Annotated in this window: 18 protein-coding genes and 1 tRNA gene; 7 read left to right on the forward strand and 12 right to left on the reverse strand. The window is 63.7% G+C overall.

Going from position 1 to position 14,176, the window contains the following annotated elements:
• Positions 1–48: 48 nt before the first annotated feature.
• Together Q1U94_RS10015 and Q1U94_RS10020 are read left to right on the forward strand one after the other, a co-directional pair.
• Positions 49–684, forward strand: a complete 636-nt coding sequence (locus tag Q1U94_RS10015) for a helix-turn-helix domain-containing protein (RefSeq protein WP_300544019.1) — start codon at positions 49–51, stop codon at positions 682–684.
• 14 nt (positions 685–698) lie between these two features.
• Positions 699–1,145 carry a hypothetical protein gene (locus Q1U94_RS10020; protein WP_300544022.1) on the forward strand — a complete coding sequence of 149 codons (447 nt, stop codon included), beginning with the start codon at positions 699–701 and terminating at the stop codon, positions 1,143–1,145.
• Between the two features lie 7 nt (positions 1,146–1,152).
• Here the strand turns inward: Q1U94_RS10020 and Q1U94_RS10025 are convergent, their stop codons facing one another.
• Together Q1U94_RS10025 and bioB are read right to left on the reverse strand one after the other, a co-directional pair.
• Positions 1,153–1,431, reverse strand: a complete 279-nt coding sequence (locus Q1U94_RS10025) for a 4a-hydroxytetrahydrobiopterin dehydratase (protein ID WP_300544025.1) — start codon at positions 1,429–1,431, stop codon at positions 1,153–1,155.
• Positions 1,432–1,452: 21 nt separating this feature from the next.
• On the reverse strand, positions 1,453–2,445 hold the full coding sequence (bioB, locus tag Q1U94_RS10030; RefSeq protein WP_300544027.1) for a biotin synthase BioB: 993 nt from the start codon (positions 2,443–2,445) through the stop codon (positions 1,453–1,455).
• A gap of 61 nt (positions 2,446–2,506) precedes the next feature.
• Between bioB and Q1U94_RS10035 the strand changes: the two genes are divergently transcribed.
• Positions 2,507–2,851 (forward strand): VanZ family protein, encoded by a 345-nt coding sequence (locus Q1U94_RS10035; protein ID WP_300544030.1) that lies wholly within the window; start codon positions 2,507–2,509, stop codon positions 2,849–2,851.
• A 41-nt stretch (positions 2,852–2,892) separates the two neighbouring features.
• On the opposite strand, the gene Q1U94_RS10040 is transcribed toward Q1U94_RS10035, so the two are convergent.
• The 3 genes from Q1U94_RS10040 to Q1U94_RS10050 all read right to left on the reverse strand — a co-directional run bounded on the left by Q1U94_RS10040 (position 2,893) and on the right by Q1U94_RS10050 (position 7,265).
• Entirely contained in the window at positions 2,893–4,365 is a 1,473-nt protein-coding gene (locus Q1U94_RS10040; protein WP_300544032.1) for an alanine/glycine:cation symporter family protein, read from the reverse strand.
• A gap of 162 nt (positions 4,366–4,527) precedes the next feature.
• Complete coding sequence (locus Q1U94_RS10045) at positions 4,528–6,060, reverse strand: sodium:alanine symporter family protein (protein WP_300544034.1); 1,533 nt, start codon at positions 6,058–6,060, stop codon at positions 4,528–4,530.
• A gap of 296 nt (positions 6,061–6,356) precedes the next feature.
• Positions 6,357–7,265, reverse strand: coding sequence for a GNAT family N-acetyltransferase (locus Q1U94_RS10050; protein ID WP_300544037.1), 909 nt, complete (start codon positions 7,263–7,265; stop codon positions 6,357–6,359).
• 67 nt (positions 7,266–7,332) lie between these two features.
• Here Q1U94_RS10050 and Q1U94_RS10055 point away from each other — a divergent pair, with 67 nt between their 5' ends.
• The gene (locus Q1U94_RS10055; RefSeq protein ID WP_300544039.1) at positions 7,333–7,515 is read left to right on the forward strand and encodes a hypothetical protein; all 183 of its coding nucleotides are present in this window, start codon (positions 7,333–7,335) and stop codon (positions 7,513–7,515) included.
• 372 nt (positions 7,516–7,887) lie between these two features.
• Positions 7,888–8,712 (forward strand): flagellin, encoded by an 825-nt coding sequence (locus tag Q1U94_RS10060; protein ID WP_300544042.1) that lies wholly within the window; start codon positions 7,888–7,890, stop codon positions 8,710–8,712.
• A gap of 284 nt (positions 8,713–8,996) precedes the next feature.
• On the opposite strand, the gene Q1U94_RS10065 is transcribed toward Q1U94_RS10060, so the two are convergent.
• The 5 genes from Q1U94_RS10065 to Q1U94_RS10085 all read right to left on the reverse strand — a co-directional run bounded on the left by Q1U94_RS10065 (position 8,997) and on the right by Q1U94_RS10085 (position 11,380).
• A tRNA-Arg gene (locus Q1U94_RS10065) sits at positions 8,997–9,073 on the reverse strand.
• A gap of 61 nt (positions 9,074–9,134) precedes the next feature.
• Positions 9,135–9,533, reverse strand: coding sequence for a hypothetical protein (locus Q1U94_RS10070; RefSeq protein WP_300544044.1), 399 nt, complete (start codon positions 9,531–9,533; stop codon positions 9,135–9,137).
• On the reverse strand, positions 9,530–9,817 hold the full coding sequence (locus tag Q1U94_RS10075; RefSeq protein WP_300544047.1) for an autorepressor SdpR family transcription factor: 288 nt from the start codon (positions 9,815–9,817) through the stop codon (positions 9,530–9,532). The genes Q1U94_RS10070 and Q1U94_RS10075 overlap by 4 nt, the downstream gene beginning before the upstream one ends.
• 83 nt (positions 9,818–9,900) lie before the next feature.
• Entirely contained in the window at positions 9,901–10,287 is a 387-nt protein-coding gene (locus Q1U94_RS10080) for a hypothetical protein (RefSeq protein ID WP_300544049.1), read from the reverse strand.
• 133 nt (positions 10,288–10,420) lie between these two features.
• Positions 10,421–11,380 (reverse strand): ABC transporter ATP-binding protein, encoded by a 960-nt coding sequence (locus Q1U94_RS10085; RefSeq protein WP_300544051.1) that lies wholly within the window; start codon positions 11,378–11,380, stop codon positions 10,421–10,423.
• A 92-nt stretch (positions 11,381–11,472) separates the two neighbouring features.
• Between Q1U94_RS10085 and Q1U94_RS10090 the strand changes: the two genes are divergently transcribed.
• The gene (locus Q1U94_RS10090; RefSeq protein WP_300544053.1) at positions 11,473–11,670 is read left to right on the forward strand and encodes a zinc-finger domain-containing protein; all 198 of its coding nucleotides are present in this window, start codon (positions 11,473–11,475) and stop codon (positions 11,668–11,670) included.
• A 54-nt stretch (positions 11,671–11,724) separates the two neighbouring features.
• On the forward strand, positions 11,725–13,242 hold the full coding sequence (locus tag Q1U94_RS10095; RefSeq protein WP_300544055.1) for an SLC13 family permease: 1,518 nt from the start codon (positions 11,725–11,727) through the stop codon (positions 13,240–13,242).
• On the opposite strand, the gene Q1U94_RS10100 is transcribed toward Q1U94_RS10095, so the two are convergent.
• Both Q1U94_RS10100 and Q1U94_RS10105 read right to left on the reverse strand, forming a co-directional pair.
• Positions 13,239–13,523 carry a type II toxin-antitoxin system RelE/ParE family toxin gene (locus Q1U94_RS10100; protein WP_300544057.1) on the reverse strand — a complete coding sequence of 95 codons (285 nt, stop codon included), beginning with the start codon at positions 13,521–13,523 and terminating at the stop codon, positions 13,239–13,241. The two genes, Q1U94_RS10095 and Q1U94_RS10100, sit on opposite strands and share 4 nt — an antisense overlap.
• Positions 13,520–13,792: a type II toxin-antitoxin system ParD family antitoxin gene (locus tag Q1U94_RS10105; RefSeq protein WP_300544059.1), complete on the reverse strand. Its 273-nt coding sequence runs from the start codon at positions 13,790–13,792 to the stop codon at positions 13,520–13,522. Before Q1U94_RS10105 ends, Q1U94_RS10100 begins: the two co-directional genes overlap by 4 nt.
• Positions 13,793–14,176: the final 384 nt, after the last annotated feature.

Genomic DNA, 14,176 nt, shown 5'->3' on the forward strand with positions numbered 1-14,176 from the left:
TTCCGGCGCGCCAAGGGGTGCTTGAATGCCAATCGGAAAGGGAAATGCATGAACTGGGCGGCAGAACTTCGAGCCATGCGGGCCCGCGCCGGGCTGACACAACGGGGCCTCGCCAGACTGCTGGACACCAGCCAACCGCACATCTCGCGTATCGAGGCCGGACTTGCCCTGCCTCGCCACGGCCTGATTGACCGGATCCGCCTGTTCCGCGATGCACCGAAGGCCCGCGGCGTTCTGGCCGGCATTCTGGCCAGCGTGCGCCGCAACCCCAATGCCGCCTGCGTCCTTCAACCGGAGGACGGTACCCTGCGCTATGTTGCGCTGAGCGCCGGCTTCCGGCGCCATCCCCAGTTCACCAACGATAATGAAGGAGAATGCGTCCGTCCCGAGATTAGTCCGAACGGGACCAAGCTGGTCCGCAAACTCCTGGAAAGCGGCATATTCAACGGCGATGCAGAGACGGTGGAAACACTCTGGCCCGCCGATACCGGTGGTGTCCGCTATTACTGGTCGGTCACGCATACACCGATCCGGACGGCCACCGCAGAGCGCTATCTGCACTGCGCCCTGCAACCGATCGACCCCAGCACATATGAGCGTCTCCACAAGACCTGGAACGGGCGGCTCCGGATCCGGACCTATCGCCCGCCGGAGCCGACGCCAACGCTTCCTTTACCCCGATAGGCTAGAAGAAAGGCATGACCGGATTGCGCCGCCTTCTTCCCCTAACCGCGTTTGCGGCAGCCCTGTGCCTGACCGGCCCGGCCCTGGCCGGTGGAGGAGGCAGTCCCGCGCCCAGCGAGGACAGCCGCCACAGAACGCTGACCTCCTCGGAATCCTATGTCCCCATTTCCGCACTCACGGCGACCGTGCAGGCCAATCACCGGGCCCAGGGCCTGCTGCAGATAGAAGCCGGACTGGAAGTGCCCGACGCGCGACTGCGCAGGCGGGTGGAACAGTACATGCCGCGCCTTCGCAATGCCTGGGTGACCGCGCTGAGCGTCTATACCGGCGTCAATTACCGCTTCGGCGACGTTCCCGATGCCGACCGGATCGCGCAGGTCCTGCAGGAAGCGACCGATATCACGCTCGGTCAGGAAGGTGCGGAAATCCTGATCGGCATGATCATCATCCACCCCAACTGATGGCGGATTAGCCCGCGACGGCGTCCATGAAGGATGCCAGGTCGACATCCTTCTGCGTCACACCGCCGGCATCATGCGTGGCCAGGGTCACATCGACCTTGTTGTAGACATTGAACCATTCGGGATGGTGATCCATCTGGTCGGCCTTCAGCGCCACCCGGCTCATGAAACCCCAGGCGGCATTGAAATCTGCGAACTGGAAGGCCTTGCGAATTGCGTCGCGGCCCTCCACGGCCGACCAGCCGGACAAACCGGCCACAGCAGCCTCGGCTCCGATGCGATCCATATCCTGGTCTCCCTTGATTGCCTATTCCGCCGCCGGAAGCGGCATCGGTTCGATGCCCAGCGTTTTGAACAGATCGAAATCCTCGCCTTCGTCCGGATTGGGCGTCGTCAGCAATTCCTCGCCCACGAAGATCGAATTCGCCCCGGCGAGGAAGCACAATGCCTGCAACTCCTGGCTCATGCCTTCGCGTCCGGCCGACAGGCGCACCATCGAACGCGGCATCAGGATGCGCGCCGTGGCAATGGTGCGCACGAACTCGATACCGTCCAGCGGCTCCGAATCGCCCAGCGGCGTACCCGCAACCCCGACGAGGTGATTGATCGGCACGCTTTCCGGATGCGGATCCATGATCGCCAGCTCGGTCAGGAGACCGATGCGCGCGCCCTCGTCCTCGCCCATGCCGACAATGCCGCCCGTACAGACATGAATGCCCGCACCGCGCACCCGCGCCAGGGTATCCAGACGGTCCTGGTAGGTGCGTGTCGAGATAACGCGGCCATAGTCTTCCGGCGCGGTATCGAGATTGTGATTGTAATAATCCAGCCCCGCATCCCGCAGACGTTCGGCCTGGCCATCGTCCAGCATGCCGAGGGTAACGCATGTCTCCATGCCCAGCGCTTTCACGCCGGAAATCATGTCGCAGACCTTGTCCTCGTCGCGCGGCTTCAGTTCACGCCAGGCCGCACCCATGCAGAATCGTGTCGCACCGCCGGCCTTCGCCTTCTTTGCCGCCTCGAGCACCTCGTCCAGCGGCATCAGCTTGGAGGCCTTCAGGCCGGTATCGAAATGGGCCGACTGGTTGCAATAGCCACAATCCTCCGCACAGCCGCCGGTCTTGATCGACAGGAGCTGGCTGGTCTGGACCTGGTTGGCCGGATGGCATCTTCTGTGCACTGACTGCGCCGCAAAGATGAGATCGTTGAAGGGGGCACGGTAGATCCGGGCCGCATCCTCGCGGGTCCAGTCATTGCGCGGCTGTGCCAGAAGGTCGATATCGCTCAGCAAAAAGGTCATGGAAGGTCTGTCCCGGAAAATGACAACGGAACCTAGAAACGCGAGCGCCGCACGTCCAGACATGACACTGCGTTGGGCTGGCCGCATTCTGTTCGTTGCCGCGATCATTGTCATCACCGACCTGGCGCTGCAGCCGGGCCATGCCATGCCAGCCACGCTTCTGGGCTCGGACAAGCTGGAACATCTCGCGGCCTTTGCCGTGCTGACGGTGCTGGCTCATATCGCCTGGCCCGGTGTCAGCCGCTGGTTCACGGTTCCCATCCTGGTGCTTTACGGGATCGGAATCGAACTGGCCCAGGCGTCTCTGACGGTCGGCCGGACCGCCTCGCTCGCCGATCTCGGCGCCGACACGCTGGGCATTCTGGTCGGACTGGGCCTTCTCTCCCTCGTCCGGCCGGGGCGCTGAGCGGGCAGGTCCCGCCAAAGCGGGACCTGCATCATTCGGCATCAGGACGCGCGATCTGCTCCGGTCTTCGCCTCGGCCTCCCGCTTTTCGAAATAGTCCCGGGTCATCTTGAAGATGACGGGCGAAAGCACGAGCAAGGCGATGAGGTTGGGCGCCGCCATCATCCCGGTCAGCGTGTCCGTGGTCAGCCAGACTGTATTCATCAGCGCGGTGACATTGTCGCCCGCATAGAGCAGGCCGGTAACGAACAGCATCATGGCGATCCAGGCATAGCGGAACGGCATGATGATCTTCTCGCCGAAGAGATATTCGGCACAGCGTTCGCCGTAGTATGACCATCCCAGAATAGTTGTGAAGGCGAACAGCGCCAGCGCCACCGTGACGAAATGGTCGCCAAAGCCCGGCAGGGCTTCGGCGAAAGCCGCCGACGTGATGCGGGCACCCGTGTCGCAGACCTCCGGGGTGATACCGCTCTGGGCGATCAGGAAGGCATTGCATTCCTCCGGGATAACGCCCGAGGTGAGGATGGCCAGGCCGGTGATCGAACACACCATGATCGTATCGATGAAAGTACCCAGCATGGCGATGATGCCCTGGTCCACCGGATCATTGTTCTGCGCGGCCGCGTGCGCGATCGGGGCGGAACCCTGGCCAGCCTCGTTGGAGAAGATGCCCCTGGCGACACCGCGCTGCATTGCCAGCATCAGCATGGCACCGGTAAAGCCGCCGGCGGCGGCGTCAAACCCGAGCGCATTGGAGAAGATGCGGACAAGGGCATGCGGCACGGCATCGTAGTTGATCGCCACCACGCTAAGACCCAGCGCGATATAGATCAGCGCCATGGCGGGAACGACCTTTTCGGCGACGCTGGCGATGCGCTTGATGCCGCCCAGAATCACCATGCCCGCCAGCAGGGCCAGCAGCCCGCCGGTGACGTAGTAGTCGACGCCATAGGTCTCATTGACCGTACGCACGACTTCCGCCGTCTGGATCGCATTGCCGGTGCCAAGCCCCGCCATCACGCCGAAGAAGGCGAACACGCCGCCCAGCCAGATCCAGCGTTTCCCCATACCGTTCTTGATGTAGTACATCGGCCCGCCGACCCGCTGTCCGGTCTCGTCGACCTCGCGGTATTTCACAGCCAGCACGCCTTCGGAAAATTTCGTGGCCATGCCGACAAGGGCGGTCATCCACATCCAGAACAGCGCGCCGGGACCGCCGATCGCGATCGCCACAGCGACGCCCGCGATATTGCCGGTGCCGATGGTCGAAGACAGCGCAGTCATCAGGGCGGCAAAGGGGGTGACTTCACCGTCGCCCTCGGATTTGCGTCCCTTCATCAGCTCGCCGAAGGCAAAGCCGATCTTGCGCAGGGGCATGAAACGCAACCCGATCGTCAGGTAGAGCCCTGTCCCCAGCAGGAGGACCAGCATGGGCGGCCCCCAGACGAAACCGTTTACGGTCCCAATCCCGTTGGACACCACTTCGCCAATAGACGCCGAACTTGCACTCATACTCATCCCCGGTTGGTTAGGTGGGCGCACATTATGAACTCGACTCCGCCTCTCCAAGGTCTGCACGCGGCTCTTTCGCAGTAATCACGGCGCTCAGTGCCTGCCTGGAACGCAAAAGGCCCCGCCGGAGCGGGGCCTTAAGGTCTTCGGACGGGCCGGCGTCTATTCGCCGTCGCCGGGCTTGTCTTCGCCAGTGGAGACCGCAACGATTTCCTCGGCAGGCGTTTCGTCGGTTCCCCAGTCGTCGCCAGCCCAGTTGGGCGGCAATTCCCCGGTTGTGTCGAACCGCTTGGTCATCGCCACGACGACGCCGGACAACAGGAGCAGGGATATCACGTTCGGGATCAGCATTACCGAATTGGCGATGTCGCCGAAACGCCATAGTCCGTCCACATTCAGTATCAGCGTACCCACGAAGGCGACCAGCACCCACGCATAGCGGAAGGGTTTCGCCACCCAGTCGCCGGCGATGTAGGTGATGCACTGCTCGGCATAATAGGACCAGCCTATGATCGTGGTGAAGGCGAACAGCGCCTGCGCGGCCAGGATCACCCAGGCCCCGCCGAACATGCCCGCCGAATAGGCAGCGGTGGTTACGGCGGAGGCTTCCAGTTCGGTCGACATCCAGGCATAGGGCACAGGACCGCCCTCGCTCGGGAAGGAGCCTTCCACGACCAGGATGACCAGCGCCGTCATCGTGCAGATCACCATCGTGTCGATGAACACGCCCAGCATGGCGATCTCACCCTGCTTGACCGGATTCTTCGTCTGCGCCGCGGCGTGCGCGATCGGAGCAGAGCCCTGACCGGCCTCGTTGGAGAAGAGACCGCGGGCCACACCGGCGCGGATCGCGGCCAGGACGCCATAGCCGGCCAGCCCGCCGGCGGCCTGTTCAAGCCCGAAGGCATGCGAGAAGATCGTCGCGAACGCCCCCGGAACATGTTCGATATGGGTGACCAGGACAAACAGGGCCGCCGCCACATAGGCCAGCGCCATGAAGGGAATGATCTTGCCGGCCACACTGCCGATCGACTTGATTCCGCCGATAATGACGAGGAAGACCAGAGCTGCCAGGACCACACCGACCGCCCAGTTCGGAATGGCAAGCCCCAGCGAGGTACCGGCCTCAAGCGCGCTCTGCGTGACGGAATTGGCCTGGATCATGCCGCCGGTGGCAATCGCGGAGAACACCGTACCGGCGCAGAAGAGGAAGGCCAGCCAGCCCCAGTGCTTGCCCAGCCCGTTCTTGATCGAATACATCGGCCCGCCATGAAAATGCCCGTCGGGATGGCGTTCCCGGAAGCGCACGGCGAGGCTGGATTCGGCATAGGCAGCCGCCATGCCGAAGATCGCCGTGACCCACATCCAGAAGATGGCGCCGGGCCCGCCCAGCGTGATCGCCGTGGCGACGCCGGCGAGATTGCCCGTGCCGACCTGGCCGGACAGCGCGGTGGACAGGGCCTGCCAGGGCGTGATCTCGCCCTCGCCGGACCCTTTGCGACCGCCCCAGAGTTCGCCAAAGGCGGGCCCCAGGCGGCGCAGCGGGCGGAAGCCCAGCCGCAGCATGAAGTAGAGGCCGGTGCCCAGGAGCATGTAAGTGATGGGCCCGGACATCGGGACGATGCGGGTCCCGTTCCATTCGCCCCCCCACAGGAAGTCGCTGACCGTAAAGATCAGGTCGAATACAGCGTCCATAATTCTCCCCACGCGCTGTTGTCAGGCCGACACCTTAGTTAGGCGCCGGGGCCGATGGGAAGCCTTTTCTGGATAAAGCCTGCATGACGCGACGAGTGTGCGCATACGGAGCGATGAACGCCCATTCCTCCGGTCCCGACATCTCGATGGCGAAGATGCCCCGGACCCGGTCGTCATCCGGCATGCCGCGCAGCGCCGGGTCGGCGCGGCGATGCCAGGCCGGCCAGAACGAGATTTCCGGTCGTCGCATCGCTCGCGCTTTGACCCTGGATATCTGGCACCGTGGCCGGGCAAGCTCAGAAATAGCTGCCACCCAGTGTCACCACGCGGCCGCCGGTCCCGATCTTGAAGCGGGCGATCCCCGCACCGGACGCCGTGTTCACCCCGCCCAGGTCCAGCTGGACGATACCCCGGGCCTGCAGCGCCTCGATCGCCGACCAGAGCAGGAGATTGTGGGCACCGTCGCGGCGCCCCGTCTCGTCGGCCCAGCCCATGTGATACGTCGCCGCCCGGCCGTGAATCAGGAACAGCATCGCCGCCGTCTTTGACCGGCCCTTGTCGGCCCGCAGGATCAACAGGCTGGACCGCTCGCCCTTGGCTTCGGCATAAGCCGGAACCAGGGCAGCCGGTGCCGCACGATAACCGCGCTCGGTGCGCTGCCCCTCCTCGGTTTCCAGCAACCAGCGGTATTGCGCCGGCTTGGTACCGGCCTGCTGGACCTTCAGACCGGACTTTTCCGCCGCCTTGAGCCGGTTGCGCCACTTGCCGTCCAGTCCGGCACGAAGCGCCTCGGCGCTTTGGGTGAGATCCAGGAGCACCGTGGAATAGCCCGTCATCACCCGGCTCATCCTGCCGGCGCCTGCCGGCGCGGTCTCGTCAGGCGTAAACACGGTAATCCGAGGCCAGGACAGGCCAAGACCGCGCTTGAGCGCCCTGTAGGATTCGGCCTTCGCATCCGGCCCCACATTTTCCAGCCAGACCGGTCCGCGCGTACAGGCTGCCATATGCACGACCCCGCCAATCCGGCGCGTGGTGAACTGGGCAAGGCCGACAAGCGTATCGCCATCAAGGATGCCGGCACGGCAGACTTGCGCACCCAGTGCAACGAGGGCATCCCCATAACACCAGTCCTGCTGCACAGCCGCGGGCCGGTCCATCAGGGCGAGGTCCCAGGCCGGACGGTGTATATCCAGGTCGAGTTTCATCCTCGAAAGGGTTAGGGATGAGATCGCGTCAAGTCGAGACTGCCTGAGCAGAACGGAGACTGTCTGCGTGTTCGCGAGAAAGACCCGGACCGTGATGGGTTACCGTATCCCGGAACCCCGACCCACCCTGGCGGCCGTGTGGCTGGCCATTCTCTATGTCGGCATCCCCCTGTTGGTGGTAACCGGGCTTTTGGATCTCGCCATGCAGCTTGTTTTCGGGATCTGTACCGGATTGTGGTGCCTGGCCTGAACCGGCCTGTAATATTCTATTCAGGCTCGGATCTCCGCCCCTCAAATCACCCTGCCCGGCCCGAGACACGCCGAACTTTCCACCCGGTTTTTCGAAAAAACCACCCCGAATCCACCCAAAGCCGGATTGACGGGCCCTCACTGCCCAAACGCCAACCTCTTGTTTTTCATGCTGCATATCGGGCGCACAAAGAGTGCGGCGCGGGCGGCGCCGGTGCGCTAACACAACTCTTTTCACGATATGAATCGCACATACAAAGTTTATTAGCTTTGTCAAGTTATATTTCACAGTATCGCCCCGCAGAAAGACCGCGAACAGGACGAATTCCGGCAGCGGAGCGCTCGTGTGGAAACAGTGAGTGGGGGCCAAGAAATGGCAACGATCAACACCAATGCCGGCGCCATGATGGCGCTGCAAACGCTGAACCAGACCAATCGCGATCTGGAACAGGTCCAGAGCCGCATCAATACCGGACTCGCCGTTGCATCGGCGAAAGACAATGGCGGCGTCTACGCCATCGCCCAGAAGATGCGCTCCGACGTCAATGGCTATGCTGCGGTCAGCGGATCGCTGGATCTGGCAACCTCGACGGTCGATGTCGCCCTGGCCGGCGGCGAGGCCATTTCGGATCTTCTGGTCGAAATGAAGGAAAAGGCGCTGGCCGCGTCTGACACGTCACTCGACACCGCTTCGCGCAGTGCTCTCAACGAGGATTTCAAGGCCCTTCGCGACCAGATCGCCAAGATCGTCGAAACCGCAGAATTCAACGGAACCAATCTGATCAACAACAGCGTGACGTCGATCAGCGCCCTGGCCAATGCCGACGGCACGTCGTCCATCGTCATCTCGGACGAGAACCTGTCGCTGGGCGGTGCGGTGGTGACCCTGTCGGCGACCGCTTCCTTCAGCTCGGCCGGGGATGCCTCTTCGGTAACCACGACCATCGAGACGTCGCTGGACAATCTCAACGCTTCGCTCGCCCGCCTGGGCACGGCGTCCAAGGCGCTCGGCGTGCACCAGTCCTTCATCGGCAAGCTGTCCGACGCCCTTGAGGTGGGGATCGGCAATCTGGTCGACGCGGACCTGGCGAAGGAAAGCGCCCGCCTGCAATCGCTGCAGGTCAAGCAACAACTCGGCGTCCAGGCGCTCTCCATCGCCAACGCCGCACCGGCAACCATACTCGGCTACTTCATCTAGCAGCCGGCAGGCGCAACACAAATCCAGTGCTGTCTGATTGAGGCACCAACTGAGGCGGCATCCCGATGCCGCCTCTTTTTTGTCCGGCATCGCCAGGACCTGAAGGACCGGAAGACCCTCATGGCAGGGCTCGCAGGCACGGGTGCAGCGAACTGCCGTGAGATCAAGGAAATGGCGCGCACCGGAAGATCGCGTTCAAACCGAGCGCGTTCCATATGAGCATCGACCCCGACACCGACAGCGGCGGCGAACTCGGGTCGAGCGGAGCGGGAACAAGGTGAGAGTGGCGCACCCATCAGGATTCGAACCTGAGACCTCTGCCTTCGGAGGGCAGCGCTCTATCCAGCTGAGCTATGGGTGCGCGAGAGGCGCACCCTTACCCGAAGCGGCCGCGGGGTGCAACGCGGTTGCGCTTGGCGAATTCAGCCCCGCGGCGCACGCGCGCCACCCAGAACGCCGCGCAGGCCGATGATGACAAATCCGGCCAGCATGACACCGACCGCAATCCAGGGCGCCAGCGCCACGGGCGCGAACAGCCAGACCATCGAATAGCCGATACCGGCGAGCACCAGGGTCAGCGCGAAAAAGCGGCGGAAGGCTGCGTGGGCCGCCGTCCTGGCTTCCCCGTCACCGGCGCCCGGCAGGCGCTTGGCGGCCGGGTTCGAGAACACCGCCACGGTGAGACCTATCAGAACCCCGACTATGCGGTCGGGCATGCCGGTCCCGATCCAGCCCTGCCGGTCGGCAAGCACTGCGGCCAGGGAGACCAGGATGAGGAAGGCGGCAAAGCCAAGCGCGAAACCGACATTTCGAGTGATCATGATGGATCTCCGGGGTTTGCGTCCGAACCGAGGCCGAAAACACCGGCAAAGCCGAGCAAGGCCTCTTCGAGGACCGAAACATTGAGGTGGTAGAGGATCGACTTGCCCTGCCGTTCGGCCGTGATCAGGCCCGCCTCGCGCAGCACCGCGAAATGCGCCGACATGGTCGGCTTGGAGACCGGGAAGGCCCCGGCCAGCTCGCCGGCGGATTTCGGCCCGCGCTTGAGTGCCTGGAGGACCTGGCGCCGGGTCGGATCGGCAAGGGCTTTGAAGACATCGCTCATAATTTAGACAATTAGCCAATTATCAAATTATTGTCAACAAAGAGACCCGGACATCATTGTCCGGGTCCAGGCAGGCGCCGCAGTCAGGCCAGCGATCCGCCCTCCAGCCCGTCCGCATCGCCGTCCATCTCCCCCGACGAGCGCCGCCCGCCCAGATCGTCGGGCGTATCGTCATCGCGGCGGCGGCGTCCGCCGTCCTTGTGTCCGGCATAACCGGTCAGGCCCATACCCCAGTCCCGGTCATACCCGTCGACCCCCCGGTTGCGGAACCGCATCTTGGGCCCGGGCCGCATCAGCCAGCCATACACCCACAGCGCAGCAAGGGCGGATGCGGCAATGAGGCCCAGCGCAAAACCGGCACCGATCTCGCCCTGGGGCTGCATGAAGATACCGAAGAACCAGGCCAGGAAGATAAACAACGGCGCCGAAACCAGGATGGCGAAGAACTTCCGGACATGATGCATACGCATGGCAACCTCCCTAATCTCGTGAACCGCATAGTCTTTCCGCGCGCCCGGCCTCCTTGCGGCCAAAATCAGGATGCGACGGGATCGTGCCGGAAAAAGGGCAGGTTGCCGGGGATAAGGGGTGTTTCAATCCCGCTCAGGCGGTTTCGCGATTATAGGTCAGCGCCAGAAAAACGTCTTCCAGATCGGCCTCTTCGGTGCGCAAGTCGTCGATACGGTGGCCCGAAGCCCGGAATTTCTCGATCATCTCCGCAACTGACTGCTCGCCATAGCGGTAGGTGATGGCCAGGGCCCCGTCGGCGCGGATCTCCGCGTCGTATTGCGCCAGCTCGGCGGGAATGTCCGACATGGGGTCGACCGGGTCGATCACCAGCGTCTTCGAATCCATGCGCTTGAGCAGGGTTTCGGTGGGCTCGCATGCAATCACCTCGCCCTGGTCGACAATGGCGATCTCGTCGCACAGCTCCTGGGCTTCCTCGAGATAGTGGGTGGTCAGAACGATGGTGGTGCCGCGGGCATGCAGTTCTCGCACATAGGCCCACAATTGCCGGCGCAGCTCGATATCCACCCCCGCCGTCGGCTCGTCGAGCACCAGGACGGGCGGGGTGTGCACCATCGCCTTGGCCACCAGAAGGCGCCGTTTCATGCCGCCGGACAATTGCCGCACATAGGCATCGCGCTTGTCCGCGAGTCCCACTGCTTCAAGCAATTCCGCCGTCCGCCGTTCGCCCCGGGGTACGCCGTAGAAACCGGCCATCAGCTCCAGCGTCTCATAGGGCGTGAAGAAGACGTCCATATTGATTTCCTGAGGCACCACGCCGATCGCGGCACGCGCGGCGCGGCTGTCCCGATCGATATCGATCCCCCAGGTCCTGGCCACGCCGGACGTCTTGTTCACCAGGCCGGCGAAAATATTGATGAAGGTCGACTTGCCCGCGCCATTGGGGCCCAGCAGCCCGAAGATGGAGCCGCGCGGCACTTTCAGATCGACCCCCTTGAGCGCCTCCTTCGGCGGCGCATTCTTCGATCCGGCATAGGTCTTTTTCAGACCGCGGGCTTCCAGGGCGAATTCGGGCAAGGAGGAACTGTCGGGCATGTGGCCTCGGAATTGACGGGACTGGGTCAAGCGCCATAACTAGGCGCCATACCTAGGGATCGTCTTAGCTTCTGTCCATGAGGACTGCATCCATGGCCAATACCGACAACGCCGTTCCGCCGCCGGAAATCATCGTCACGGATCAGCACCGCATTGCCTGCGACGGAGGCGGCGGCGCACTGGGCCATCCCAAGGTCTATCTGGAAATGGGCGAAGACGATTTCGTCGAATGCGGCTATTGCGACCGCCGTTTCGTGCGCAAGGGATCGAAGGAAGACCCGAACGCCTGACCGGGCCGTACCGGCGCCGGCATACAGCCGCACAAGACGACTGGGGAGGCGTCTTTGGGTCAATCTCGCAGCCAGCGTATCGGGCTGATCGCCGGCCTCGTCCTGGCGGCCGGGGTCCAGTTCGCGCCCGTACCTGACGGGTTGAGCCGCGAGGCCTGGCTGCTCGCCTCGCTCGCCCTCCTGATGGCCAGCTGGTGGGCCACAGAAGCCATTCCCATCGCGGCCACGGCGCTGATCCCGATGGCGCTGTTCCCGCTTCTGGGCATCACCTCGACCGGTGCGGCAACGGCTCCCTATGCCAGCCCCATCGTCATGCTGCTGCTGGGCGGTTTCATCGTCGCCCTGTCAATCGAGCGATGGAACCTGCACACCCGGATCGCACTCAATGTCGTCGTCCGCGCCGGCGGCAAGCCGGCCGCCCTGATCGGCGGTTTCATGATCGCCTCGGCACTGTTGTCGATGTGGATCTCCAACACGGCGACCACGCTGATGATGATCCCCATCGCCCTGAAGGTCGCCGAGGAGGTCGAACGCGAGGGCATGACCTCGAAATTCTTTGCTCCTGCCCTGGCCCTGGGCGTGGCCTATGCCGCCTCTATCGGCGGCATGGCGACCCCGGTAGGCACGCCGACAAACCTCATCGGCATCGGTTATCTGCAAAACGAGTTTTCCCGCTCCATCGATTTCGCCACCTGGATGATGCTGGGCCTGCCTGCGGTGATCCTGATCGTTCCCGCCGCCTGGTTCGTGCTGACCCGCTGGGCCTTCGATCTGAAGGGCGGCGAGGAGAGCGAGGCGGCGCGCGATCTGGTGCGTTCGGAGCTCAAAGGCCTTGGCCGGATGACCGCGCCGGAAGTCCGCGTCGCCCTGCTGTTCGGCACCGTGGCGATCCTGTGGATGGGCCGCGTCCTGCCCGGCGAGCTGATCGGCCAGCCCGGCACGGAATGGGGCTGGAACCCGCTTCTGGCGTGGCTGGGCGAGCGGCTGAACCTGCCCGTCTCGATCCAGCTGGGCAACACCCAGATCGCCGTGATGGGCGCCCTGGCCACCTTCCTGGTACCCGCCGGCGGCCGGGGCGAAGGCCGGGGCCAGGCGCTGATGAGCTGGGACGGGCTGGCCCGCCTGCCCTGGAATGTCGTCATCCTGTTCGGCGGCGGCCTGTCGCTCGCCGCAGCGCTGACCGACACCGGCCTGGCCGACTGGCTGGGCGGGCAGATGCAATTCCTCGCCGGTTTCCCGCTGCCGGTCCTGATCCTGGTCATTGTGGCGGTCGTGGTCTTCCTGACCGAACTTACTTCCAATGTCGCCACCACGACGGCCTTCCTGCCCGTACTGGGCGTCATAGCACTGGAGGCCGGCGTGCCGCCGGAACAGCTGATCGCCCCGGTCGCGATCGCCGCCTCGACCGCCTTCATGCTGCCCGTGGCCACGGCGCCCAACGCCATCGTCTATGCCTCCGGCGCGGTGACCCAGGGCCAGATGATCAAGGCGGGTTTCCGCATCAACCTCTTCGCCATCGCGGCGATCACGCTGGTCGGCATCGTGGCGGGGATAATGGGCTTCGGCGGTTAGAGCCCGTCGGGCAAGGTGCGGCTGCCGTGCACGATGCGTTCAATGCGAAGCGCGTCGGCGCCGACCCGGTAAAGTACAAGATACGCCGCGTAAGACTGGACCCGAATGCCCGGACCGATTTCCGGCCTCGACGGGGCGGCTTCGGGAAAAGCGGCTGCCCGTTTGCAGACTGCCTTCAACTCCTCGACGAAGCTCGCCGCGCGAGCCGGATTGTCCCGCGCGATATAGTCAGCAATGTCCATGAGATCCGCTCTGGCAGCCGGTGCAAAATCCAGCTTCATTTGCCCTGTTCGCGCTCGGCGGCGATCCTGGCGATGTGCGCCTTGACGTCGGCGAAGACCTCCTCAGCCGGGATGCCCGGCCCGCTCTCCATGCCGATCCGCACGGCCTCGCGCAGCTCTTCCAGTTCGGTGAGATAGCGCGCCTCGCTCTCCTCCACCATGCGCAGCCCGTGGCGCAGCACCTCGCTTTTCGAGTTGAAGCGGCCGGAGGCGATGAGATCCTCCATCATCTTCTCGTAGCGTTCGCCGAGGGAGTAGGAACTGGGCATGAGCGATCTCCGGTCGGTTGGATAATTATTATTATAGCCGCTTTGACCGCTGGACTCAGCCATCGATTTTGCCGTGCCGAGCGGAAAGAATCCGCTCACCCTCTAGCGGCTGATCGAATCTACCACTTCGAGGGTGCTATGAAGGATGATGACGAACGCTATGCAGCCACAATAGAACGGGCTCTACACGAAATTGGCTCACTACACCGACCACGAGTTGCCGTGAACTCGGAACGCGGCGGCGTAAAACTGAGCGTCTCGGCCTCCAGCCCAAATGGGGAGATTGCGATGGAGACCCGGTTCTTAGAAGGAGAGCCTTCGGAGCCTGAGGTTGATACCGCTCTTCATCGCCTTTGCCTTCAGGTTAGCAGCAAGCTGGAACCC

The sequence above is a fragment of the Maricaulis sp. genome (genome assembly GCF_030149515.1).
In the GTDB taxonomy this organism is placed as follows: domain Bacteria; phylum Pseudomonadota; class Alphaproteobacteria; order Caulobacterales; family Maricaulaceae; genus Maricaulis.

Excerpts from the sequence above, each read along its gene's own strand:
- Q1U94_RS10085 (WP_300544051.1), bottom strand. The coding sequence starts at position 11,380 with ATGCCCGACAGTTCCTCCTTGCCCGAATTCGCCCTGGAAGCCCGCGGT.
- Q1U94_RS10075 (WP_300544047.1), bottom strand. The coding sequence starts at position 9,817 with ATGAGCGATGTCTTCAAAGCCCTTGCCGATCCGACCCGGCGCCAGGTC.
- bioB (WP_300544027.1), bottom strand. The coding sequence starts at position 2,445 with ATGACCTTTTTGCTGAGCGATATCGACCTTCTGGCACAGCCGCGCAAT.
- Q1U94_RS10100 (WP_300544057.1), bottom strand. The coding sequence starts at position 13,523 with ATGAAGCTGGATTTTGCACCGGCTGCCAGAGCGGATCTCATGGACATT.
- Q1U94_RS10045 (WP_300544034.1), bottom strand. The coding sequence starts at position 6,060 with ATGGACGCTGTATTCGACCTGATCTTTACGGTCAGCGACTTCCTGTGG.
- Q1U94_RS10050 (WP_300544037.1), bottom strand. The coding sequence starts at position 7,265 with ATGAAACTCGACCTGGATATACACCGTCCGGCCTGGGACCTCGCCCTG.
- Q1U94_RS10035 (WP_300544030.1), top strand. The coding sequence starts at position 2,507 with ATGACACTGCGTTGGGCTGGCCGCATTCTGTTCGTTGCCGCGATCATT.
- Q1U94_RS10060 (WP_300544042.1), top strand. The coding sequence starts at position 7,888 with ATGGCAACGATCAACACCAATGCCGGCGCCATGATGGCGCTGCAAACG.
- Q1U94_RS10015 (WP_300544019.1), top strand. The coding sequence starts at position 49 with ATGAACTGGGCGGCAGAACTTCGAGCCATGCGGGCCCGCGCCGGGCTG.
- Q1U94_RS10025 (WP_300544025.1), bottom strand. The coding sequence starts at position 1,431 with ATGGATCGCATCGGAGCCGAGGCTGCTGTGGCCGGTTTGTCCGGCTGG.
- Q1U94_RS10020 (WP_300544022.1), top strand. The coding sequence starts at position 699 with ATGACCGGATTGCGCCGCCTTCTTCCCCTAACCGCGTTTGCGGCAGCC.
- Q1U94_RS10090 (WP_300544053.1), top strand. The coding sequence starts at position 11,473 with ATGGCCAATACCGACAACGCCGTTCCGCCGCCGGAAATCATCGTCACG.
- Q1U94_RS10070 (WP_300544044.1), bottom strand. The coding sequence starts at position 9,533 with ATGATCACTCGAAATGTCGGTTTCGCGCTTGGCTTTGCCGCCTTCCTC.
- Q1U94_RS10040 (WP_300544032.1), bottom strand. The coding sequence starts at position 4,365 with ATGAGTGCAAGTTCGGCGTCTATTGGCGAAGTGGTGTCCAACGGGATT.
- Q1U94_RS10105 (WP_300544059.1), bottom strand. The coding sequence starts at position 13,792 with ATGCCCAGTTCCTACTCCCTCGGCGAACGCTACGAGAAGATGATGGAG.
- Q1U94_RS10080 (WP_300544049.1), bottom strand. The coding sequence starts at position 10,287 with ATGCGTATGCATCATGTCCGGAAGTTCTTCGCCATCCTGGTTTCGGCG.